The 21,355-nt window shown below is 72.7% G+C and carries 20 protein-coding genes; 10 read left to right on the top strand and 10 right to left on the bottom strand.

Annotated elements, in window-relative coordinates; translation table 11 throughout:
- Window positions 1-54: 54 nt before the first annotated feature.
- Genes F593_RS0114640 through F593_RS25530 form a run of 3 tightly spaced genes read right to left on the bottom strand, consistent with a single transcriptional unit; the run spans window position 55 to window position 3,511 of the window.
- On the bottom strand, window positions 55-828 hold the full coding sequence (locus F593_RS0114640; protein WP_022929499.1) for a succinate dehydrogenase/fumarate reductase iron-sulfur subunit: 774 nt from the start codon (window positions 826-828) through the stop codon (window positions 55-57).
- Complete coding sequence (locus F593_RS25535) at window positions 825-2,747, bottom strand: fumarate reductase/succinate dehydrogenase flavoprotein subunit (RefSeq protein WP_022929498.1); 1,923 nt, start codon at window positions 2,745-2,747, stop codon at window positions 825-827. The genes F593_RS0114640 and F593_RS25535 overlap by 4 nt, the downstream gene beginning before the upstream one ends.
- Complete coding sequence (locus F593_RS25530; protein WP_169449201.1) at window positions 2,744-3,511, bottom strand: succinate dehydrogenase cytochrome b subunit; 768 nt, start codon at window positions 3,509-3,511, stop codon at window positions 2,744-2,746. The genes F593_RS25535 and F593_RS25530 overlap by 4 nt, the downstream gene beginning before the upstream one ends.
- Window positions 3,512-4,237: 726 nt before the next feature.
- Here F593_RS25530 and F593_RS0114625 point away from each other — a divergent pair.
- From F593_RS0114625 to F593_RS0114615, 3 genes are read left to right on the top strand one after another with little or no spacing between them, the layout of a single operon-like run.
- Window positions 4,238-5,941: an FAD-binding protein gene (locus F593_RS0114625; protein ID WP_022929496.1), complete on the top strand. Its 1,704-nt coding sequence runs from the start codon at window positions 4,238-4,240 to the stop codon at window positions 5,939-5,941.
- Window positions 5,941-7,128 (top strand): succinate dehydrogenase/fumarate reductase iron-sulfur subunit, encoded by a 1,188-nt coding sequence (locus F593_RS25525; RefSeq protein WP_022929495.1) that lies wholly within the window; start codon window positions 5,941-5,943, stop codon window positions 7,126-7,128. Before F593_RS0114625 ends, F593_RS25525 begins: the two co-directional genes overlap by 1 nt.
- Window positions 7,129-7,130: 2 nt before the next feature.
- Window positions 7,131-8,042, top strand: coding sequence for a CoB--CoM heterodisulfide reductase iron-sulfur subunit B family protein (locus F593_RS0114615; RefSeq protein WP_022929494.1), 912 nt, complete (start codon window positions 7,131-7,133; stop codon window positions 8,040-8,042).
- 11 nt (window positions 8,043-8,053) lie between these two features.
- Here the strand turns inward: F593_RS0114615 and F593_RS0114610 are convergent, their stop codons facing one another.
- Genes F593_RS0114610 through F593_RS25520 form a run of 3 tightly spaced genes read right to left on the bottom strand, consistent with a single transcriptional unit; the run spans window position 8,054 to window position 11,148 of the window.
- A complete protein-coding gene (locus tag F593_RS0114610; protein WP_022929493.1) occupies window positions 8,054-9,022 on the bottom strand; it encodes a phosphate/phosphite/phosphonate ABC transporter substrate-binding protein in 969 nt (322 codons plus the stop codon).
- A gap of 33 nt (window positions 9,023-9,055) precedes the next feature.
- Window positions 9,056-9,715, bottom strand: a complete 660-nt coding sequence (locus F593_RS0114605) for a response regulator (protein WP_022929492.1) — start codon at window positions 9,713-9,715, stop codon at window positions 9,056-9,058.
- On the bottom strand, window positions 9,703-11,148 hold the full coding sequence (locus F593_RS25520; RefSeq protein WP_022929491.1) for a sensor histidine kinase: 1,446 nt from the start codon (window positions 11,146-11,148) through the stop codon (window positions 9,703-9,705). The genes F593_RS0114605 and F593_RS25520 overlap by 13 nt, the downstream gene beginning before the upstream one ends.
- 145 nt (window positions 11,149-11,293) lie before the next feature.
- On the opposite strand from F593_RS25520, the gene F593_RS28505 reads away from it, so the two are divergent.
- Window positions 11,294-12,985: a PQQ-dependent sugar dehydrogenase gene (locus F593_RS28505; RefSeq protein WP_022929490.1), complete on the top strand. Its 1,692-nt coding sequence runs from the start codon at window positions 11,294-11,296 to the stop codon at window positions 12,983-12,985.
- Between the two features lie 11 nt (window positions 12,986-12,996).
- Here F593_RS28505 and F593_RS28500 read toward each other — a convergent pair whose 3' ends face one another.
- Window positions 12,997-13,956, bottom strand: a complete 960-nt coding sequence (locus F593_RS28500) for a serine hydrolase (RefSeq protein ID WP_022929489.1) — start codon at window positions 13,954-13,956, stop codon at window positions 12,997-12,999.
- Window positions 13,957-14,078: 122 nt separating this feature from the next.
- Between F593_RS28500 and F593_RS0114585 the strand changes: the two genes are divergently transcribed.
- Window positions 14,079-15,068: an NADPH:quinone oxidoreductase family protein gene (locus F593_RS0114585; protein ID WP_022929488.1), complete on the top strand. Its 990-nt coding sequence runs from the start codon at window positions 14,079-14,081 to the stop codon at window positions 15,066-15,068.
- An 86-nt stretch (window positions 15,069-15,154) separates the two neighbouring features.
- On the opposite strand, the gene def is transcribed toward F593_RS0114585, so the two are convergent.
- Window positions 15,155-15,742, bottom strand: a complete 588-nt coding sequence (gene def, locus F593_RS25505) for a peptide deformylase (protein WP_022929487.1) — start codon at window positions 15,740-15,742, stop codon at window positions 15,155-15,157.
- A gap of 104 nt (window positions 15,743-15,846) precedes the next feature.
- On the opposite strand from def, the gene F593_RS0114575 reads away from it, so the two are divergent.
- Window positions 15,847-16,977 carry a hypothetical protein gene (locus F593_RS0114575; RefSeq protein WP_022929486.1) on the top strand — a complete coding sequence of 377 codons (1,131 nt, stop codon included), beginning with the start codon at window positions 15,847-15,849 and terminating at the stop codon, window positions 16,975-16,977.
- On the top strand, window positions 16,974-17,918 hold the full coding sequence (locus tag F593_RS0114570) for a hypothetical protein (RefSeq protein ID WP_211216179.1): 945 nt from the start codon (window positions 16,974-16,976) through the stop codon (window positions 17,916-17,918). Before F593_RS0114575 ends, F593_RS0114570 begins: the two co-directional genes overlap by 4 nt.
- A gap of 4 nt (window positions 17,919-17,922) precedes the next feature.
- On the opposite strand, the gene F593_RS0114565 is transcribed toward F593_RS0114570, so the two are convergent.
- A complete protein-coding gene (locus F593_RS0114565; RefSeq protein WP_022929484.1) occupies window positions 17,923-19,029 on the bottom strand; it encodes an aspartate-semialdehyde dehydrogenase in 1,107 nt (368 codons plus the stop codon).
- 140 nt (window positions 19,030-19,169) lie between these two features.
- On the opposite strand from F593_RS0114565, the gene F593_RS25500 reads away from it, so the two are divergent.
- The 3 genes from F593_RS25500 (at window position 19,170) to F593_RS0114550 (ending at window position 20,521) form a co-directional block, all read left to right on the top strand.
- Window positions 19,170-19,562, top strand: a complete 393-nt coding sequence (locus tag F593_RS25500) for an SPW repeat domain-containing protein (RefSeq protein ID WP_022929483.1) — start codon at window positions 19,170-19,172, stop codon at window positions 19,560-19,562.
- Window positions 19,563-19,614: 52 nt separating this feature from the next.
- Complete coding sequence (locus F593_RS0114555) at window positions 19,615-20,022, top strand: SPW repeat domain-containing protein (protein ID WP_022929482.1); 408 nt, start codon at window positions 19,615-19,617, stop codon at window positions 20,020-20,022.
- A gap of 64 nt (window positions 20,023-20,086) precedes the next feature.
- Complete coding sequence (locus F593_RS0114550) at window positions 20,087-20,521, top strand: SPW repeat domain-containing protein (RefSeq protein ID WP_022929481.1); 435 nt, start codon at window positions 20,087-20,089, stop codon at window positions 20,519-20,521.
- Between the two features lie 3 nt (window positions 20,522-20,524).
- On the opposite strand, the gene F593_RS0114545 is transcribed toward F593_RS0114550, so the two are convergent.
- Window positions 20,525-21,247: an SMI1/KNR4 family protein gene (locus F593_RS0114545; RefSeq protein ID WP_022929480.1), complete on the bottom strand. Its 723-nt coding sequence runs from the start codon at window positions 21,245-21,247 to the stop codon at window positions 20,525-20,527.
- Window positions 21,248-21,355 lie beyond the last annotated feature (108 nt).

Here is a 21,355-nt window from a genome sequence, read left to right as displayed (position 1 = left end):
CGCCCGGCCCGGCACGGGTCCGCCTCGTCCGGAGGCGCACCCGCGGAGCGGTTGCTACTGGGCGACCATCTTCTTCTGGTGCGGGTTCGGCTTCTTGCGGACGGCCGAGCGGTACTCGCGGTAGAGCATCCCGATCACGTCGATCGAGATGTCCTGCGGGCAGACGCGGGAGCACTCGCCGTAGTTCGTGCACCCGCCGAAGCCCTCCTCGTCCATCTGGAGGACCATGTTCCGGGTGCGCTCCGCGCGCTCCGGCTGGCCCTGCGGAAGGATGTTCAGGTGCGTCAGCTTGGCGCCCGTGAAGAGCATCGCTGCGCCGTTGGGGCAGGCGGCGACGCACGCGCCGCACTGGATGCAGATGGAGGCGTCCATCGCGCGGTGCTGCGTCTCGGGCGAGATCGGCATCGCGTTGGGGTTCGGCTGCGGGCCCGTCGTGACGGAGACGTAGCCGCCGGCCTCGATGATGCGGTCCAGCGCCGAGCGATCGACGGCCAGGTCGCGGACGACCGGGAACGAGTTCGAGCGGAACGGCTCGACGAAGATCGTCGACCCGTCCTCGAAGTCGCGCATGTAGGTCTGGCACGTCGTGACCTGGTTGGGCCCGTGCGGCATGCCGTTGATGGTCAGCGCGCACGTGCCGCAGATGCCCTCGCGGCAGTCGGAGTCGAACGCGACCGTGCGCCCGCCCTTGGCGATGAGGCCCTCGTTGAGCATGTCGAGCATCTCGAGGAACGATGCCTCGGGATCGATGCCTTCGACGTGGTGCGTCTCGAAGTGCCCGGGCTCCTCCCGGACGTCCTGACGCCAGATCTCGAGCTGGAAGTTCACTTGTAGCTCCTGGTCGCGAGCATGACCTCGTTGAAGATCAGGTGCTCGTCGTGCGGGGTGAAGCGGCCGTCGTGCCCGGCGTCCTCGTCGAACTGCCAGGCCGTGACCTTGGCGAAGTTCTCGTCGTCGCGCAGGGCCTCGCCGTCCTCGGTCTCGTGCTCGCCGCGGAAGTGACCGCCGCAGGACTCCTCGCGCCGGAGGGCGTCCTCGCACATGACCTCGGCGAGGTCGATGAAGTCGGCCAGGCGCCAGGCGTACTCGAGGCTGGGGTTCAGCTCGTCCGTGTTGCCGTCGACGCGCAGGTCGGTCCAGAAGGACTCGCGGATCGCGCGGATCTCGTCGATGGCCTCCGTCAGGCTCTCGCGGGTGCGGAGCATGCCGCACTTGTCGAGCATGATCTTGCCGAGCTCGCGGTGGATCGCCTGTGGCGCGCGGGTGCCCTGGATCGCCATGAGGCGCTCGATCTGCCCTCGGACCTCGGCCTCCGCCGCCTCGAACGCCGGGTGCGACTCGTCGGCCACGCCGCGCGGCGAGCTCGCCAGGCGGTGCATCACCGTGTGCGGCGCGATGAAGTACCCGTCGGCCAGCGCCTGCATGAGCGCCGAGGCGCCCAGGCGGTTGGCCCCGTGGTCGGAGAAGTTCGCCTCGCCGATCGCGAACAGGCCCGGGATCGTGGTCTGCAGCTCGTAGTCGACCCAGAGCCCACCCATCGTGTAGTGCGGGGCCGGGTAGATCATCATCGGCGTCTCGAACGGGTCGTCGCCCGTGATCCGCTGGTACATCTCGAACAGGTTCTGGTACTTGCCGAGGATCGCGTCCCGGCCCTGCTCGCGGATCGGGTCGCGGAAGTCGAGGTAGACGCCGCGGCCGGTGCCGCCGACGCCCAGGCCGTCGTCGCACACGATCTTCGCGGCGCGCGACGCGATGTCGCGCGGGACCAGGTTGCCGAAGGCCGGGTAGCGCTCCTCGAGGAAGTAGTACCGCTCCTCCTCGGGGATCTCGGCCGGCCGGCGCTCGTCCTGCGGCTTGCGCGGGACCCAGACGCGGCCGTCGTTGCGCAGCGACTCCGACATCAGCGTGAGCTTGGACTGGTACTCGCCGCTCTGCGGGATGCAGGTCGGGTGGATCTGCGTGAAGCAGGGGTTGGCGAACAGCGCGCCACGCTTCGTCGCCTTCCACGCCGCGGTGACGTTGGAGCCCATCGCGTTCGTGGAGAGGTAGAACGCGTTGGAGTAGCCGCCCGAGGCGATCACGACGGCGTCGGCCGCGTGGCGCTCGATCTCGCCCGTGACGAGGTTGCGGGCGATGATGCCCCGCGCCTCGCCGTCGACGAGGACGACGTCGAGCATCTCGTGGCGGTTGTGCACCACGACGTTGCCCTGGTTGACCTGCTGCTGGAGGGCGGAGTAGGCGCCGACGAGCAGCTGCTGGCCCGTCTGGCCGCGCGCGTAGAAGGTGCGCTGCACGAGCACGCCGCCGAAGGAGCGGGTGGCGAGCTGGCCGCCGTACTCGCGGGCGAACGGGACGCCCTGCGCGACGGCCTGGTCGATGATGTTCGCCGACAGCTCGGCGAGGCGCCAGACGTTGGCCTCGCGGGAGCGGAAGTCGCCGCCCTTGATCGTGTCGACGAACAGGCGGCGCGTGGCGTCGCCCTCGTTCGCGAAGTCCTTCGCGGCGTTGATGCCGCCCTGGGCCGCGATGGAGTGCGCTCGGCGGGGGCTGTCCTGGTAGCAGAAGCTCCGCACCTTGAAGCCCTGCGCCCCGAGCGAGGCGGCGCAGCTGGCGCCGGCCAGGCCGGTGCCGACGACGATGACGGTGTGCTTCGGCCGGTTGGCCGGGCCGACGAGGCGGTGGGCGTCGAGCCACGCGCGCCACTTCGTCTCGATCGGGCCCTCGGGGATGCGTGCGTCGAGGTTCATCGGGCGACCTCCGTCGCGACATGGGCGCTGGGCCCGGACACCGGCTCGGGCAGGGCGCCCGTGAAGAACGCCAGCGGGATGACCGCGAAGCCGAGGCAGACCACGACGGACAACGCCGTCGCGCCGTGGCGCAGGTACGGGTTGCGGGCCGGGCGGTCGAGGCCGAGGGTCTGGAAGAGGCTCCAGACGCCGTGGCGCAGGTGGTACCCGAGCGAGGCGATCGCGGCCAGGTACAGCAGGACGAAGTACCACTTCTGGAACGCGCCGTAGAGGTTCTCGTAGATCTCGCCCTCGCGCAGCGGCGTGACGTCGATCGCCAGCACCGTGAAGTGCAGGATGTGGAAGATGATGAAGAGCAGCAGCAGCGGGCCGGTCAGGCGCATCGTGCGCGCCGCCCAGGAGCGCCCGATCCGCTTGGCGGGGTAGCCGGCGGGCCGGGCCGCGCGGTTGCGCTGCGTGAGCTGGAAGACGCCGACGATGTGGACGATCAGCGCGACGAGCAGGATGATCCGGACGACCCAGATGACCATCGCGTGCGGCAGCAGCGGGGCGCCGAAGTCCCGGAGCCACTCGCCGTAGGCGTTGATCTGCGGAGATCCGTCACCGGGGCCCAGCAGCGTCGTCAGGTTCCCCAGCATGTGGAGGACGACGTAGCCGACGAGGGCGATGCCGGTGACCGCGACGATCACCTTCTTGCCGACGTTGGAGTCCCACGCCTCCCCGATCCACGTGCGCCTGCGTCGTTGAGCCTCTTGAGTCGCCACAGCCAGGCGGAGTCTACGCCGCGTCCCGCGAACACGACCCCACCCTGCCCGACGTGCGTGACGGCGATCACACCCACCCCGCGAACGTGCCTTGAACACGCGCGGCGGCGCGCGCACGATACCTCATGGTTTAGGGCACCCGTCATCCGGGATCTCGCCCCGCCCGCCACATCGGGGGGGTCTCGCCGGACCCGTCCCGCGACGCAGGCTCTCCGGTCCGAACAGCCGCGTGTGCCCCGTCCACACCGGCGATCGGACTCCGCCGCCTGGCGGGGAAGCCGTCGCCCCGGACGCGAGGCCGGCGACCACAGGACCGCGTTGTCACAACAAATACGCACACCACCACGGCGACTCCCCCCCCACGCCTGGGTCGCGCACCCCTACCTGCCGGTAGCAGCACTACCCATAATACCGCCCACCGGTTCTTCGTCACCGTTGCGCGGTGCGTATACGGGTGCCCCTCGCCGGGCGCACCGCTCCCCGCGCGGGGCCGCCGGCGTCGGCACGTCGGGCGCCGCGCCGCGCAACGTGCCTTGGAGGCCGGTTCCGCACCGTCCCCCGGCGGCTCGGGCCCCGCCGAAGGACGCCGCGACGCCCACCCGCCGGCCGGATCGACCGGTGGGGTCGAGGCGTGCACGGTGGGGGAAGTTCTCCCCCACCGCCACACGGCCGATGTAGGGTCGAGCCGGTTCCCGGACACCGTCCACTCCACCCCCGAGGAGGCCCATGCCTGCACACGACGTCCTGATCATCGGGGCGGGTCTGGCCGGACAGCGCGCAGCGCTGGCTGCGGCCGAATCCGGCGCCACCGTGGCGATCCTGAGCAAGGTCCACCCCGTCCGCTCGCACTCCGTCGCGGCCGCCGGCGGGATCAACGCGGCGATGAACCCGCAGGACGACTGGCGCTCCCACGCGTTCGACACCGTGAAGGGCTCGGACTACCTGGGCGACCAGGACGCCATCGAGATCATGACCTCCGAGGCCCCGGACGAGATCATCCACCTCGAGCACATCGGGGTGACGTTCCACCGGGACGACACGGGCCACCTCGACCTCCGCGCCTTCGGCGGGGCGTCCATGAAGCGGACCGCCTACGTCGCCGACATCACGGGCCAGGCGATCCTGCACGTGCTCTACGAGCAGCTCATGAAGCACTCCGCCACCGTCGACCGGTACGAGGAGTGGTTCAACACCTCGCTGCTGCGCGACGACTCGGGCCGCTGCGTGGGCTGCGTGGCCCGCGACATCCGCACGGGCGAGATGCGGACGTTCGTCGCCAAGACCGTGATCCTCGCCACCGGCGGCGTCGGGCAGGCCTTCAAGCCGACGACGAACGGCCTGATCTGCACGGGCGACGGGATGTCGCTGGCCTACCGCGCCGGGGCCCGGCTCATGGACATGGAGATGATCCAGTACCACCCGACGACCCTGGTGGCCAACGGGTTCCTGATCACGGAGGGCGCCCGCGGCGAGGGCGCGCACCTGCTCAACGCGGACGGCGAGCGGTTCATGCAGACCGATGCGCCGAACAAGATGGAGCTCGCCTCCCGCGACGTCGTCTCCCGCGCCGGGCAGAAGGAGATCAACGCCGGTCGCGGGATCGGCCCCCACAAGGACGGGGTCTTCCTCGACGTCACCGTCGTCCCGCGCAACCGGATCCTGGAGTCCCTGCGCGAGATCGTGAACCTCGGCCGCGACTTCGCCGGCATCGACATCACCCGCGAGCCGATCCCCGTGCGGCCCGGCCAGCACTACACGATGGGCGGCGTCAAGACGGACGTGAACGGCGAGACCGACGTGCCCGGGCTCTACGCCGCGGGCGAGGTCGCCTGCGTCTCGGTCCACGGGGGCAACCGGCTCGGGGCCAACTCGCTGCTCGACACGCTGATCTTCGGCCGCCGCGCAGGCCAGCACGCCGCTGCGGTGGCCGGCGAGATGCGGATGCCGGAGGTCTCGGAGGCCCAGCTGCGCGACGACGAGCGGCGGATCCGGCGGATCGTCGACCGGCCGCGCACGGGCCGGCGGATCTCGGCGATCAAGGACGAGCTCGGCACGACCCTGAACCAGTACTGCGCCGTCTTCCGCGACGAGGAGGGCATGACGAAGGCGCACGACATCGTCCTGCGTCTCCAGGAGGAGGCCCGCAGCGCCTACATCGACGACAAGGGCACCGTCTTCAACCAGGACGTGCTCGGGGCGCTCGAGCTCGGGTTCATGCTCGACTGCGCCGAGGCGATCACCCTCTCCGCGCTCGAGCGCAAGGAGTCGCGCGGGGCGCACTCGCGGACGGACTTCCCGGATCGCGACGACGAGAACTGGCTCTTCCACCTGACCGTCCAGCAGGACGGCGAGGGCGCCGAGGCGCCCGGCGAGGTCGGCCGCGCGCCGATCACGTTCACGCAATGGCAGCCCATGGAGCGGACGTACTGATGGCCACGACGGAGAAGCCCACCACCGAGGCCGCCGAGGCGCTGCCGCGGGACTACACGCTGCGGCTGCGCCGGTTCGACCCCGAATCGGGCGAGGCGCCCTACTGGGAGGAGTTCGTCGTCCACCTCGAGCCCCACCGCTCCGTGCTCGAGGGGATCCTGCAGGCGAAGGGCGACACGGACGGCTCCATCGGCATCCGCTGCTCCTGCCGCGCCGCGATCTGCGGATCGTGCGGCACCCGGATCAACGGCCGGCCGGGGCTGGCGTGCAACACGCACCTCGAATCCGCGCTGGAGCGCTCGAAGGACGGGACGATCACGGTCGAGCCCATGGGCAACATGCCCGTGATCAAGGACCTCATCGTCGACATGGACGCGGTCCACTGGAAGAAGCAGCGGCGCGTGACGCCGTGGTTGCTGCCCCAGGAGCCGATGCCGGAGAAGGAGCACGTCGTCCCCCGCGAGGCGATGGTCGACGTGACCCAGGCGATGGCCTGCATCCAGTGCGGCGCCTGCGTCTCGGACTGCCTCTCCATGGAGGTCGACCCGCTGTTCATTGGCCCCGCCGCGCTCGCGAAGGCCTACCGCTTCGTCGGCGACCCGCGCGACGCGAAGCACGAGGAGCGCCTCGAGGACCTGGCGAACGACCCGCACGGGATCTACGACTGCACCCACTGCTTCAAGTGCATCGAGGCGTGCCCGAAGGGCGTCGCCCCGATGAACCAGATCATGCGGCTGCGGCGGATCGCCTCGCAGGACCACGACATCGTCGACAAGAACGACGGCTCCCGCCACGAGCACGCGATCGTCGACCACGTGCGCAAGTGGGGCACGCTGAACGAGGCCCAGCTCATCCCGGACTCCAAGGGCGGCAAGCTGCACCCGAAGACCGCACAGGAGCTCATGGGCTCGTTGCCGGTCGTCGCGACCGCGCTGCTGCGGCGCAAGGTCACGCCGAGGACCGCGCTGATCCACCACAAGACGCCGAACCAGGACCAGATCCGGCGGATCTACGACGAGGTCGGCGCCCGCGAGGAGCGCGTCGAGCTGAACCTCTACGTCACCCAGGCCGACGAGGAGGAGACGCCGGCCGAGTCGCCCCGCACCCAGGACCAGCAGCTCGGCGAGACCGGATCCCCCCGCCCCCAGGCGTCCACGGCGGACGCGATCCCCGAGACGGAGTCCTGACCATGAAGGTCGCCTACTGGCCCGGCTGCGTGAGCCGTGGCTTCGCCCCCGAGCTGCACGGCGCGATGGCGCAGGTCGCCCCCGCGCTCGACATCGAGCTCGTCCCGCTGGACCGCGCGAGCTGCTGCGGCGCCGGCGTCATCGCCGAGCACAACCAGGAGCTCGCCGACACCCTGAACGCCCGCACGTTCGCGCTGGCGCAGGAGGAGATCCGCGGCGGTGCGGACCTGATGATGAACATCTGCTCCACCTGTCAGGGCGCGCAGAGCGAGTGCCAGAGCCGCCTGGACGCCAGTGCCGACTACCGGGCGACGGTCAACGCCCACCTGGGGCCCGAGGGCCTCGAGTACGAGCGCGGGATCGTCAACAAGAACTTCCTCTGGGTGCTCGTGGAGGAGCTGGGGCTCGACGAGCTGCGCTCCCGGGTGCGTCGGCCGCTGACCGACCTGAAGGTCGGGCCCTTCTACGGGTGCTACATCGTGCGGCCCGCCGACCGCGCGGGGATCGACCCGGAGCACCCGCGCGACACGTACCTCGAGCAGGTCATCGAGGCGCTCGGCGGCACCGTCATCGAGTACGCCGGAGCGCAGAAGTGCTGCGGGTTCCCCGTGGCGCTCATGAACGCGGAGACGTCGTTCCGTCAGGCCGGGCGGCACCTCGCCGACGCGAAGGACGCGCAGGCGGACTGCCTCGTGACGCCGTGCCCGCTCTGCCACCTCAACCTCGACATGCAGCAGCCGCGGGTGAACAAGCTCATCGGCCGGGAGCTGAAGATGCCCGTGCTGCACCTGCCCCAGATGGTCGGCCTCGCGCTGGGCATGGAGCCCAAGGCGCTCGGCCTCAACCGCCACGTCGTCAAGCCGACGGCGGTCGTGGACTGGTCGACCTCGGTCGTGGGCGGCGTCGCCGCCTGACGCGACCCGGCCTAGGGCTGCAGGCCGGCGGCCGTGAGCGTGTCGATGCGCTCGGCGACCGGGGCGTAGAGGTCGAGGGGGACGGACGTCAGCGGGGCGGGCTCCGCGATCCCCTGGCGCGCGGCGAGCGGAGCCAGGGAGGCCGTGGGCAGGCCGCGGATGGCGAAGAGGATGAGCCGGCGCACGGCGTTCGGGATTCCCGGGCGCAGCACGACGACGTCGGCCAGCGGCGGCGTCTCCGTCCAGATCCGGCGCAGCCCGCGGGCCGTGCGGTCGTCGACGGGTCCGCGGGTGACGGCCGCGTCGGCCGCGCCGGACTCCAGGGCGTCGAGTGCCTGCGGGTCCCCGTCCGTGAACGTGCTGCTCGTGTCGCCGCGTGCCCCCGTCCGGACGCCGGCGGCCAGGAGCGCCACGCGGGGGTCGACGTCGCCGCCCGACGTCAGACGCGGACCGAACGCGATCCGCGCGCCCTCCAGGTCCTCCAGGCGGCGCACGTCGGAGTCGCGCGGCACCCACAGCCCGGGGGCGGCGGTGCGGGCCGGGCTGTCCTCGTCGACCGCGTAGGCCGCGACGGGGGACGCGCCGACGGTGCGGTCGGCCGCCACGACGGCGGCGGGATCGAGCTGGCCGATCTCGACCTCGTGCATCGCCAGGGCCGTGACGAGCTGGGCCTGCGTGCCGTAGGGGACGACGACCGCGCCGCAGCCGAGGCCCTCGGAGAGGTCGTGGGCGAAGCGGCCGGCGGCGGCGGCGCCCTGGGCGTCGCCCGGGGAGAGGACCACGCCGAAGCGCACGGCGGTGGCGCTGCAGCTGCCGTCGGCGAAGCGCTTCGTGTCCTTCTCCCCCTCTGCGGCCGTCGTGGTGCCCGCGGCGGTGGTGCGGTCCGGCCCGGCGGCCAGGACGCCCGCCAGGGCGAGCGCGGCGATCGCCAGCACGGCGCCGACGGCACGGAGGACGGCGCGGGAGGAGCGGTGCGTCACGGCAGGGAGGATGCCGGGTCGCGCGCCGGGGCGTCAGCCCGCCGACTCGTCGCGCAGCAGCGCGAGGACCGCCAGCACCCGGCGGTGGTCCGTCGGGGTCGCGGCGAGGTCGAGCTTGGTCATGATGCTCGTGACGTGCTTCTCCACCGCACCCTCCGTGACGACGAGGGCGGCGGCGATGCCGCGGTTGGAGCGGCCCTCGGCCATGAGCGCCAGCGTCTCGCGCTCCCGCGGGGTCAGGCGCGCCAGCACGCTGTCCCCCGCGCGGCGGCGGACGAGCAGCTGCGCGACGACCTCCTGGTCCAGCGCCGTGCCGCCGCCGGCCACGCGCTCACAGGCGCGGACGAACTCGCCCGGCTCGGCCACGCGGTCCTTGAGCAGGTAGCCGATGCCGCCGGCGCCGTCGGCCAACAGCTCGCGCGCGTAGGTGCGCTCGACGTACTGCGAGAGCAGGAGCACGGCCTGTCCCGGCAGGGCCGCGCGGAGCTCGAGTGCGGCGCGGACGCCCTCGTCCGTGAACGTCGGCGGCAGGCGCACGTCGAGCAGCGCCAGGTCTGGGCGCAGCGCCCGGCCGCGACGCAGCACGTCGTCGGCCGTGTCGACCGCGGCCACGACCTCGTGGCCGTGGTCGCGCATGAGGCGGGTGAGGCCGTCGCGCAGCAGCGCGTGGTCCTCGGCGATCAGGATGCGCACGGGAAGCGAGCCGCCACGGTCGTGGGTCCCCCGTCGGGGCTGGTGATGGTCAGGGTGCCGTCGAGCGCGGCGACGCGGTCGCGCAGGCCGGCGAGCCCGCCGCCGGGCCGGGCCGTCGCCCCGCCCCCGCCGTCGTCCGTCACCCGCACGAGCAGCTCGTCGCCGTGGCGCAGGACGACGACGGTGACGGTGGTGGCGTCGGCGTGCTTGGCGGCGTTCGTCAGCGCCTCCGCCACGACGAAGTAGGCGGCGGTCTCCACGGACGCGGGCGGGCGCTCCCCCAGGTCGACGTCGAGCGTCACGGGCACCCGGCTGCGGCCGGCGAGCGACGCGAGCGCGGCGTCGAGGCCGCGGTCGGCGAGGACGGACGGGGCGACGCCGCGCACGAGGTCGCGCATCTCGGCCAGCGCCCGGCGGGCCTCGACGCGGGCACCGGAGACGAGCCGACGGGCGGCCTCGGGGTCCTCCTCCATCCGCTCCTCGGCCATGCCGAGGTCCATCGCGACGGCGACCATGCGGGCCTGCGCGCCGTCGTGGAGGTCGCGCTCGATGCGGCGCAGCTCGGCGGAGGACGCGTCGACGACGCCGGCGCGGGTCTCCTCGAGCCGCGAGACCCGCGCGTTGAGCTTCGCGCGCTCGTCCGTGAGCAGCAGGCGGCCGAGCTCGACCTGGGCGACCATCGCCAGGCGCGAGATGCCCCAGGCCAGCGGGACGGCGACGACGCCCAGGGGCACCACGAGCAGCGACTCCAGGAACGTGTCGGGGGTCCAGTCGCCGATGTTCAGCCCGCCGTCCCAGTCGGCCGGGAGGACCGCGTAGACGGCGGGATAGACCAGGCAGTAGAGGGCGACGGCCCAGCCCGTGACCGTGGCGATGAACCCCGCCAACGTGAGCGGGAACTGCACGACGAGGTAGAGGGCGTCGAACCAGCGGCGCGGGTCGCGGAGGGTGCCGAGCGTGCGGGCCACGAGGGTGCCCTGCAGCGGGCGGTACACGGCGACGAGCGGACGGTCCGTCGCGAGGCCGAGGCGCCGGCGGTCCAGCTCGGCGCAGCCCTGCAGGACCAGGGCGGAGCCCGCGGCGATCGGGACGCCGACCACGAGGACCAGGAGGCCCAGCGAGACCGAGACGAGGGTGACCGCGATCGTGAAGAACGCCGTGCCGAGGGCGAAGCCCGCGACGAGCAGCCCGAAGTCCGTGCCGGCCTGCACGGCCAGGCGGCGGGGATCGAACCGGCGACGAGCCGGCGCGGGGCCGGCGGCGGGCGGCGCGCCGCCCAGCGGCCCCTCCCGCGTGGCGTCGTCCGAGGCGGGCTGCTGCTCGCGGGTCGGCTCGTCGGCGGGAGCGGGCTGCTCGCGGGTCGGCTCGTCGCCGCGAGCCGGGAGGTCGCGGGTGGGGTCGGCGTCGGCGGCCGGCGGCCTCGGGGTGCTCATGCGGCCATCGTGGCGATCCTCCCATGCCCCGACCTTGGAGCGGTGCCCCGGGTCGCCGGGGGGCTGTCCCCACCACGCCGCCGACCTCGATCTGCGTCCCCCGCCCGACCGGCCCACGGGGGCGGCGGCCGTGGGACCATGAGGCATGGAGCGCGCCCCCGATCGCCCGTCCACCCGCGCCAGGACGGGGTTCCCGCCCGACCGGCCCGCGCCCGCGCACCGCCCGCCCGGCTTCCCACGCCCGCGCCGCACCGCGGTCCGCACGGCCGGCGCCGGCGCCGCGGCCCTCGCCGCCCTGGCCTTCGCGCCCGCCGCGCAGGCGACGCCGACGGGCGAGCCCGTCCGCCTCGCCGCCGACGGCCTCCGGACGCCGTGGGAGATCGCCCCCGCGCCGGACGGCCGCACGTTCGTCGTCGAGCGCGACGGCGGGATCCGGGTGCTCGGCACGGACGACGCGCTGCAGGCCACGCCGGCCCTGGCCCGCAATGCGTTCTCCGGCGTGAACGTCCGCAAGCTGCTCGGGTTCGCCCTGTCCCCCGACTTCGCCGCCAGCGGCCTCGCGTACGTGTACGTCACGACGACGGTCAACCCGGGAGGCGAGGCGCCCTTCGGCCCGAGCGGCATCTGGCGACTCCGTGCCCAGCCGACCGGGGGCTTCGAGGTCGTCGACCGGGTCTTCGACGGGATCGACTCGGACGGCAACCACGACGGCGGCCGCATGGTCTTCGGCCCGGACGGCGCGCTCTACGTGACCACGGGCGACATCCACCAGCCCACCCGGCCCCAGGACCCCCAGAACCTCAACGGGAAGATCCTCCGTTTGGCCGTGTCCGCCTCCGGACCCGCGACGGCTCCCGCCGACAATCCGTTCGTCGCCCAGGGCGGCAACGCGCGGTTCGTGTGGTCGCTCGGCCACCGCCACCCGCAGGGGCTCGCGTTCGACGCCGCGGGACGGCTGTGGGAGTCGGAGCACGGCCCGTCCGGCGAGACCTACACGAACTACCCGGGCGGCAACGGCAGGACGGGGCGCGACGAGCTGAACCTCGTCGTCAAGGGCGGCAACTACGGGTGGCCGATCCACTCCGGTCCGGACAACGCCCCCGGCTTCATCGCCCCGGCGGCGGTCGGCCCCGACAGCCCCGCGTGGGCACCGGGCGATCTCGCGGTCGGCGCGGACGGCTCGCTCTACGCCCCGTTCCTCGCCGGCACGCGGCTGCAGCGCTTCGACGTGCGGCAGGGCGCGGTCTTCGCGCAGGCCAGCCACGTGACGAACCTCGGCCGGCTGCGCGTCGCGGTGGCGCGGGGATCCGAGCTGCTGATCGCGCGCGACGGCACCGCCGGGATCTACCGCGTGCCCCTCTCCGCCCGCACCCCCGGGGGCAGCGACGCGGCCGACCCGCCGCCCGTCCCGTCCGTCCCCGCGCCGGGCCCGTCGCCCGCCGTCCCGGGCCCCTCCGCCCCGGTCGACCCGACGGCGCAGGTCCGGGCGCGGACGAAGGCGCTCGGGGCGAAGCTGCGCGACGCCGTCCGCCGGCTCGGGGCGCGTCGCCTGGCCGCGGGCCGCACGGTGTCCGTGCGAGCCGTCGGCCCGTCCGCCGGCCGCACGACGATCGAGCTGCGGCTGCGCTCGAGCCGCGGGCCGCTCCTCGCGCGCGTCCGCCCCCGCACGACGTCGGTCGCGACGCAGCGCTACCGCGTGAAGCTCGGGCCGGTCGGCCGCAAGCGCCTGCGCACGGCCACGACGCGCCGGCTCGTCGTGCGCGTCGTGCACCGGCGGACGGCGGGGGCGAGCGCGACCTACGCCACCGGCGTGCGGATCGCCCCGGTCCGCCGCTAGACGGGGGAGCGCTACGGCGCCGGGGCGAGCACGGATGAGCACGCCTCCGCGCCACGGGCGCGCAGCGGCATCAGCAGCCGCCGGCCCACGCGCTCGATCGCGGCGATCGAGCGCTCGTGGTCCGTGCCGTCCACGAGCACCGAGGCGACGACGACCCGGTCGGCGCACTCCAGCCGCATCACCTGCTTGACGTCGCCGTGGTCGTCCCAGCCGCCCTTGAACCGGGCGAGCCAGCCGGCGGGCGCCGCGCGGGCCAGGCCCCAGCGCTGGGAGGGGACGATCGTCCGCAGGAGCTCGAGCGCGTAGGCGCGGTGGCGCGGCGGAAGCAGGGACGGGAGGGCCGCGAAGAACGCGACCTCGTCGGCCGCCGTGATCTGCGAGGTGCCCCACGGGGTCCGCACCGGCGCGAACCGGCGCATGCCGCCGCGCCGGGCGACGGCCCGCAACGGCTCGAGGCCCCCGATCGCGTCGATCAGCGGCGGCACGGGACCGTTGGCGGACCGACGGATCATCGGTTCCAGCAGCGCCCGCTCGCGGCGGGTGAGCGGCCGGTCCCGGACGCTCCCGCGGCGCAGATAGGCCACGAGGACCGTCGCCTTCAGCACGCTGTTGCTGTTCGTCCGCTCCGCGCCGCGGAACGCCCAGCTCCGGTCCTCGACGCGCAGGGCGAAGCGGATCCGCTCGGGCTGGGCGGCGGCCCACCGCCTCGCGCGCTGCGTCGCTGCCCGCCAGGCCGTCCGCGACGGGAGGCCCCGGCGGGTGAGGTCGTCCTGCCGGACGGCGGCGGGCGCCGCGCGGGGCGTCGCCGTGACGGGCGCCGCGGCGACGGCGGCGGCCGGTCCCGTCGCCGCAGAAGCGCTCCGGGGGCCTGGGCCGCCGAGTGCGGCCGTCGCCAGGAGGACCAGCGCCGCCACGACCAGGGCTGCGGCGCGGGCGACCTCGGGGCGGGACGGGCGTGAGCGGGAGCGCATCGGCCGACCCTATGCCCGGATCGCGGGCGCGCGACCGTCGCCGGTCCAGCGTGACCGGATCGGCCTGCGCCACCCGGCACACCCACCGGACGCGGCGAGGGGCGTGAGGTAGCGTCCGGCGCATGAAGGCGCTGCAGATCACGGAACTCACCGGGCCGGAGACCGCCCTGCACCTCGTCGACCTGCCGGAGCCCGGGCCCGGGCACCTGCTCGGCGCCGGCGACGGCATCGTGATCGACGTCCACGCCGCGGGCGTCTCGTTCCCCGAGCTCCTGCAGACCCGCGGGCAGTACCAGCTCAAGCCGCCGCTGCCGTTCGTGCCCGGCAGCGAGGTCGCCGGGATCGTGCGCAGCGCCCCGGACGACGCGCCCGTGGCCGTCGGCGACCGGGTCGCCGGGTTCTGCGTGCTCGGCGGCTTCGCCGAGATCGCCGTCGCGCCGCCGCACCTGACGTTCCGCCTGCCCGACGAGCTCGACTTCGCCCAGGGCGCCGGGCTCGTCCTGAACTACCACACGGCCTACTTCTCGCTCGTGACCCGCGGCCGCCTGAAGGCCGGCGAGACGGTGCTCGTGCACGGCGCCGCCGGGGGCGTCGGCACGGCCGCCCTGCAGGTCGCCAAGGGGCTGGGCGCACGGACGATCGCCGTCGTCTCCACGGACGAGAAGGAGCGGGTGGCGCGCGACGCGGGCGCCGACGAGGTCGTGCGTTCCGACAGTGCCTGGAAGGACGAGGCCAAGGCCCTCTCGGACGGGGGCGTCGACCTGGTGCTCGACCCCGTCGGCGGCGACCGCTTCACCGACAGCCTGCGGTCCCTCGCAGAGGGCGGACGGCTCGTCGTCGTCGGCTTCACCGGCGGCTCGATCCCCGAGGTGAAGGTCAACCGGCTGCTCCTGAACAACACGGAGGTCATCGGCGCCGGGTGGGGCGCGTACGCGATGCCGAAGCCCGCGCTGAACCGCGAGATCGGCGAGGCGCTGGACGCCCTGATCGCGGACGGGTTCGTGCGGCCGGTGGTCGGTCCGCGGTTCCCGCTCGAGCGGGCGGCCGAGGCGCTCCTGGCCCTCGAGGGACGGACCGCGGTCGGCAAGGTCGTCCTGGACGTCCGCGGCTGAGGCGGAGCGCCGAGGCCGCGGCCTCCCCCGCCGTTCCTGCTCCCCCCCGCCCCCGGTCGGGACGGGGCGGTCGGTCGGTCAGCCGCTCAGTCGATCTCGAGCCGCTCGTCCTCGCCGGGCGGGTCCATCGTGCGGCCCTCGCGCAGGGCCCGGAGGGCCTCCTTGCGCTGCTCCTTCGTGGTGCGGTCGAGCATGAGCACGCCGTCGAGGTGGTCGATCTCGTGGAGCAGACGGCGGGCGAGCGGGCCCGTGGCCTCGATGCGCTGCTCCCGGCCGGACAGGTCGAGCCCGGTGATGCGCGCCGACGTCGGCCGCTCGACGGGCACCCACACGCCCTCGAGGGAGAGGCAACCCTCGTACTGCACGTCCGTCTCGTCCGACGTCCACTCGACCTCGGGGTTGACGAGCGCGGCGGCGGCGCCGAGCTCCTCGTCGCCCTCGCGGTAGACGAAGTAGCGGCGCAGGATGCCGACCTGCGTGGCGGCCAGGCCGGCGCCGAGAGCGGCGTCCATGATCGTGATGAGCCGGCGGGCCTCGCCGACCAGGTCGGAGTCGATCTCGTCGATCGGCTTCGCGACGGCCTTCAGCGCCGGATCCCCCCACTGGCGGACCTGCTGCAGCGCCTCGCGCCGGCGCTGCAGGACTTCCGGGGTGATCTCGCTGGAGCGGGCCATAGGGCAACGCTACTGGCCACAAGACGGGGGCGGCCGGTCGCCGGCCCGCCCCCGTCTTTCGTGAATCGTGCAACCTCCGAGTCGAGCGGCGTATCGTTTCGGCTGTGAGCGTGAGCGTCAAGCCCGTACAGGGCGGTTTGAGCGTCTGGGACTGGCGGACCCGCGTGCCTTTCGATCGGCAGCTTCAGCAGGTAGTAGCCGAGAGCATTCGGGAGTTGGAGCGAGATGGTTTCGCTCGACATGGGTCCTTTATGCGCGATTTGTTGGCGATCGCCGGATCACACCGCTCCGTAGGCAATCTTCTCGATGCTCTGGAAGCTGACCGAGATGTCGACGCAGCCCGCGTCGCCGTGGCCGACGCCTTGGACGGCGGCACGACCGGTTCGATCCCGGCCATCGAGCCGCTCCTACGAGACCGAGTCGCCGATGCAAAGTGGCTACCGCCCGCGGTGCAGATCGACCTATCGCTTGTCGTGGACCGTGCGATCCGAACCCCATGGCGCAATGCCCACGGCGACCTGATGCGGCTGGTCTTCGGCGATCAGCTATCCGGCACGGTAGCTGCAACTAAAATGATGCCCCGGGTGCAGTCGAGTCCCGACCCGCCGGCCCGACTAAGCCGGCGGGACTTCGAGGGGGTCGTGCAACGCGAGATCGCCGCGCTTCGCGAGTCGTGGTCCGTGCTGCCGGAGTTCGCGGTGTCCACAGACGATGCGCCCGATGGTTTCGGTGAGTACTGGCCGACCGAGCTGTCCGCCGACGCGACCGACCGACTCGTGATGCACTACAACCCCGATTCGGCCCGTGCCGACACCCTCCGCGCGACGCTCGCGCACGAGGTGGCCGGACACGCTGCCTTCTATACCGCTGTGCGGAACCTCGGTGCGCCATGGTTCGACCATGGAGCTTTCGCGCTGGTCGAAGGTTGGGCGACCTGGGCGGAATGGCATCTCGCTCCTATCGCAGCGCCGGGACCCGAAACGTTTGGATTGATCGGCCTGCTCGACGCCGAATGCGACGAAGTTTCTCGGCGCGTTCCCCAACTCGCGCGAGCCCGGGGCTACAGCGACCGTGCAGCTCTCTACAGCCTGATGCTCTTCTCGGAACATCCTGGGCTGCAGTTGTCCTACGTTCTAGGTGGACTCTGGCTCACGAGGGAACTTGGCGCACCGAAAGCCGAGTCACTCGAGTTTCTACGCGGTCGTCCCCTCGGCGATTTCGTCTTCTCGATGTGACCACCATCCCGACTCGTCCCGTGCGTGTCGTTCACGCGTGCAACATCGGGAGTGGCCCGATCGAGATGTCCACGTGGGAGAGGCGGGATAGCGTTCCTCGCCCACTTCCGGCTCTGAGGTACGCGCGGAGACAGCGCGACGGGCTCGCAATCTACATTGGTGCTTTCGGGTCGATCGTCGTCGTTCAGACCATTGGATCGGCGCCCGACGAGTCCTCAGCCCGCGCCCTCTTCGACTCGGACGCGGCCTTCGACCCGGCCTATCGCCAAGCCGTTGCAGCGGTTCGGTCCTTGACGACCCAGGCCTTCGACGACTTCGACTCATCGACGCTCTGGTTCGAAGGAGAGGCCACTTCGCCGGTGCACTGGAATCTCATCCAGCTGCCGTACAACCCGGAATCGGTCGCCGTCCTCGTCGAGGCGATGATGATCTATCAGCTGACCGAGCTCACCGCGGCGGCCATAGCTGAGCTCCCGGACCTGCGACGCCGCGGGCGAATCAACCCGGCCTTGAGTTCCTACACCGAGAGCCTGTTCGCCGCGAGAGAACCACATTCGTATCTCGTTAGCGGCGAGGAGATCAGCCTGATGGAGCGGTTCTACGAGGGTTGGCACCTCCGAACGTCTATCGACCAGTTGCAACAGCGTTTCGAGCAAGCCACGTCGAGCCACGCCTTCGTTTGGGAGCACGCAGAGAGACGACGAGACGTCGTCATGAACATGCTGCTGGCCGTCGTCGCCGTAGTTGGGCTCTTGCAGGCCGACAAATCGCTCGCCACTATCACCGGGCTCACGGCAACAGCTGTCGACTACGCCATTCTGGGCATAGCCGCAGCCATCGGCGTGGCCGTCGTCTATCGCCTATTCCTAAGCGATCCAATCCGCCGGCGCCTACGCCGTCGCGCTGCACGCCGCGTCGAGCGGTGGCTCCGCCAGCCCTAACGCCCTACGCCAGCGCGGGGACCTCGTCCGCGGCGGTCGGACGCACCAGGCCGCGCTCGTGGAGCACCACGGCGAGCTGGATCGTGTTCGTCGCCGCGCCCTTGCGCAGGTTGTCGCCGACGACGAAGAGGTCGAGCGCGCGGTCGTTGCCCCGGTCGCGGCGGATGCGGCCGACGAGCACGTCGGGACGGCCGTCGGCGTCGATCGCCATGGGGTACACGCCGGCCTGCGGGTCGTCGCGGACCTCGACGCCCGGCGCGGCCTGCAGCAGCTCGCGGGCGCGCTCGGGCGAGAGCTCCTCGCGGGTCTCGACGTTGCAGGTCTCGGAGTGGCCGTTGATGACGGGGACGCGCACGCAGGTGGCGGAGATCCGGATGGTGTCGTCGCCCAGGATCTTGCGCGTCTCGTTGATCAGCTTGAGCTCCTCGTCCGTGTGGTCGTCGACGAAGCTGCCCGCGTGCGGCAGGGCGTTGAACGCGATGCGGTGGGCGTAGGAGCGGGGCGCCGGGACCTCGCCCCCGTCGAGGACCGCGCGTGACTCCTCGAAGAGCTCGTCGACCGCGGCCTTGCCGGTACCCGAGACGGCCTGGTAGGTCGAGACGACGAGGCGCTCGATGCCCGCGGCCTGCTGCAACGGCCGCAGGGCGACCATGAGCTGCATCGTCGAGCAGTTGGGGTTGGCGACGATGCCCTTGTGGCCGTCGAGGGCCTCGGGGTTGACCTCGGAGACGACGAGCGGGACGCCGTCGTGCATCCGCCACGCGGAGGAGTTGTCGACGACGACCGCGCCGGCCTGCGCGAACTTCGGCGCCCACACCTTCGAGGTGGAGCCGCCCGCGGAGAAGACCGCCAGGTCGAAGCCCTGGATGCTCTCGTCCGTCAGCTCCTGCACCGTCATGCCGCGCAGCTGCGTGCCGGCGGAGCGCGCCGAGGCGAAGGGGACGATCTCGCGCACCGGCAGCGCGGCGCCGACCGGCTCCGTCGTCGCCTTCGCCGCCGTGGCGGCGCCGACGCGATCCCCGTCGTTCGGGACGCCCAGCTCGTCCAGCAGGACGCCGCCGACCTGTCCCGTGGCGCCCACCACGGCGATGCGATACCCCTCGCTGCTCATGCCGCAAAGGGTACGAGGTCGCGGCCGTCCCCCGGCGGGCGGAGCCATGCGGATCGGCACGCCCGGCCATGCCGGGACGGCATGGCCCGGGGCGTGGGGTCGCACGTTTCCCCGATGCGACCCCGGGTAGCCAGGCGACCATGCGACCCATCCCCCTCCGTCTTCACGCCGCCTCCGAGCCCTTCCTGGCGCTCGTCCTCATCGTCATGCCCTGGATCCTGGGCTACGACGACAACGACAACGCGACCATCGTCTCGATCGCCGCAGGCGTCGTCGTGCTCCTCGTGGGCATGACCACGCGCTGGCGCCTGTCCCTCGTCAAGCTCATCCCGCTGCGCACCCACGCCGCCCTCGACATCGGCCTGGGCGTCCTCCTGATCGTCCTGCCGTTCATCCTCGGGTACACCGAGGAGACCGGCGCGATGGTCTTCCACATCGTGATGGGCCTGCTGTTCATCGGCTCCGGCGCGATGACGGACTGGGACGACGCCGACGCGACCCACGGCAGCCCCGCCGCCCGCGGCCGCCTGTAGGACCCCCGGGGCGCGGGCTTTACCCCGCGCCCCGCCCGGGTACGTGTGCGGCATGAACCGCCCCATCCCCGTACGCGCCCACATGTTCTCGGAGCCCGCGCTGTTCTTCGTGCTCCTGCTCGCGCCATTCGTCCTGGACTTCGCGGACTTCCACGCCGCGCGGAACATCTCGATCGCCGCCGCCATCGTCGTCCTCGTCGGCACGCTCCTGACGAACTGGCCGCTCTCCGTCGTGCGCGTGATCCCGCTCCCGGTCCACGGGGTCATCGACATCGTGCTCGGCCTCGTGCTGATCGTCGCGCCCTTCGCCCTCGGCTACTCCGACGACTCGACGGCCGCCGTCGTGGTCCACCTGATCCTGGGCCTGGGCCTGCTCGTCGCCGGCTTCATGACGAACTGGTCCGGCGCGCACGACCGCGCCGACCTCCGCCGCCGGCGTCACGAGAACGCCAAGCGCTGAGCAGGGCCCCGCGGGCGTCGCGCCCGCGGGGAATCCTCCGGCCCGGACGGGGTACCGACGCCGCATGGACCGCACCGCGCCGCACTCCGCCCCGCACCCGATGGTCAAGCCGCTGCCGCTCCGCCTGCACGCGCTGAGCGAGCCGGTCGTGGCCCTCGTGCTGATCGCTGCGCCGTTCCTGCTCGGATTCGCCGACATCGACGCCGCCCGCAACGTCTCGGTCGCCTTCGGCGTCCTCGTGGCCCTGCAGGCGGCGGCCACGCGCTGGCGCTGGTCCCTCGTGAAGCTCGTCCCCCTCGGCGTGCACGCGATGACCGACACGCTGCTGGGCTCCCTGCTCTTCGCCGCCCCGTTCCTGCTGGAGTACCACGACGACTCCACGGCGGCGTGGATCGTCCACGTCGTGGTGGGCTCCGGCCTCATCGCCTCGGCCTGGGCGACGGACTGGCGCACGCGCGACCGCGCGCTGCCCCCGAGCCGCGCGGGACTGGCGCGCTGAGGGCTACCAGTCCGGCGCGGCCTCGGCCTGCTCCCGGACGTCGGTGACGCTCAGCGGCCAGCCCTTGTCCGGGTCGTAGACGAGCTGATCGAGCGACGGGCTGGCCCAGCGCAGCACGGCCTGGAGGTGCTGACCGACGCTGCGGGCCATCTCCTCCGGCACGCCCTGCAGGTCCAGCGGCAGACCGAGCTCGTCCTGCACCTCGTCGACGAGGTCCTCGTCCTGCGCCCAGACGTAGTGGGCGAACCAGCCCTGGAGGAACGCGTAGAGATCCTCCCCGACGATCGCGCACGAGGGCACGTCCTCGTCGCCGTCGCCCGCACCGATGAGGACCACGAACTGGCGGGCGCCGCCCTCGGCCGGGGACCAGATGCCGAAGACGTCGCCACCGGCGTCGGACCCGAACGGGATGACCTCCTCGGGCACGAACCACTCCCGCGAGCGCAGGGCGTTGCGCGCGGTGCCGACGTACGGGCCGGGCACGAAGCGCTTCTTCACCGGCGGGTAGGTCCGCAGGTGTCCGCCGACGAGGACCGCCCCGCCGCCGACCGTGCGGTACCACTCGCGCAGCTGGGTCGGCATCGGCCGGCCGAGCTGGCGCTCCGCGGCGTCGAGGTCCTCCTCGCTCTCCCCGCCGGGCAGCTGGGCGTCGGGGTCGAGCACCTCGACGGCGCGCAGCAGCACGTCCAGGCGCTCGGCGTCCTCGGGGCTCAGATCCGGTTGCACCCCATCAGGGTATGCGTGCGGGCCCCACCCCGAGCTTCTCGGGGGCGGAGCGCGTCGGACCCCGGCGAGGCTCGGGGCACCCGCAGAGGCGTGCGGGCCCCACCCCGA

It is taken from the genome of Patulibacter americanus DSM 16676 (assembly GCF_000420025.1).
GTDB classification, from domain to species: domain Bacteria; phylum Actinomycetota; class Thermoleophilia; order Solirubrobacterales; family Solirubrobacteraceae; genus Patulibacter; species Patulibacter americanus.
The sequence above is the reverse complement of the archived record's forward strand: the minus strand, read 5'-3'. Positions and strand labels throughout refer to the sequence as shown.

Bases quoted from the DNA above. Each gene is read 5' to 3' on its own strand.
- def (WP_022929487.1), bottom strand. From the start codon at position 15,742: ATGGCCCGCTCCAGCGAGATCACCCCGGAAGTCCTGCAGCGCCGGCGC.
- F593_RS28505 (WP_022929490.1), top strand. From the start codon at position 11,294: ATGGAGCGCGCCCCCGATCGCCCGTCCACCCGCGCCAGGACGGGGTTC.
- F593_RS28500 (WP_022929489.1), bottom strand. From the start codon at position 13,956: ATGCGCTCCCGCTCACGCCCGTCCCGCCCCGAGGTCGCCCGCGCCGCA.
- F593_RS0114625 (WP_022929496.1), top strand. From the start codon at position 4,238: ATGCCTGCACACGACGTCCTGATCATCGGGGCGGGTCTGGCCGGACAG.
- F593_RS0114565 (WP_022929484.1), bottom strand. From the start codon at position 19,029: ATGAGCAGCGAGGGGTATCGCATCGCCGTGGTGGGCGCCACGGGACAG.
- F593_RS0114585 (WP_022929488.1), top strand. From the start codon at position 14,079: ATGAAGGCGCTGCAGATCACGGAACTCACCGGGCCGGAGACCGCCCTG.
- F593_RS0114615 (WP_022929494.1), top strand. From the start codon at position 7,131: ATGAAGGTCGCCTACTGGCCCGGCTGCGTGAGCCGTGGCTTCGCCCCC.
- F593_RS25525 (WP_022929495.1), top strand. From the start codon at position 5,941: ATGGCCACGACGGAGAAGCCCACCACCGAGGCCGCCGAGGCGCTGCCG.
- F593_RS25520 (WP_022929491.1), bottom strand. From the start codon at position 11,148: ATGAGCACCCCGAGGCCGCCGGCCGCCGACGCCGACCCCACCCGCGAC.
- F593_RS25500 (WP_022929483.1), top strand. From the start codon at position 19,170: ATGCGACCCATCCCCCTCCGTCTTCACGCCGCCTCCGAGCCCTTCCTG.
- F593_RS0114555 (WP_022929482.1), top strand. From the start codon at position 19,615: ATGAACCGCCCCATCCCCGTACGCGCCCACATGTTCTCGGAGCCCGCG.
- F593_RS0114550 (WP_022929481.1), top strand. From the start codon at position 20,087: ATGGACCGCACCGCGCCGCACTCCGCCCCGCACCCGATGGTCAAGCCG.
- F593_RS25535 (WP_022929498.1), bottom strand. From the start codon at position 2,747: ATGAACCTCGACGCACGCATCCCCGAGGGCCCGATCGAGACGAAGTGG.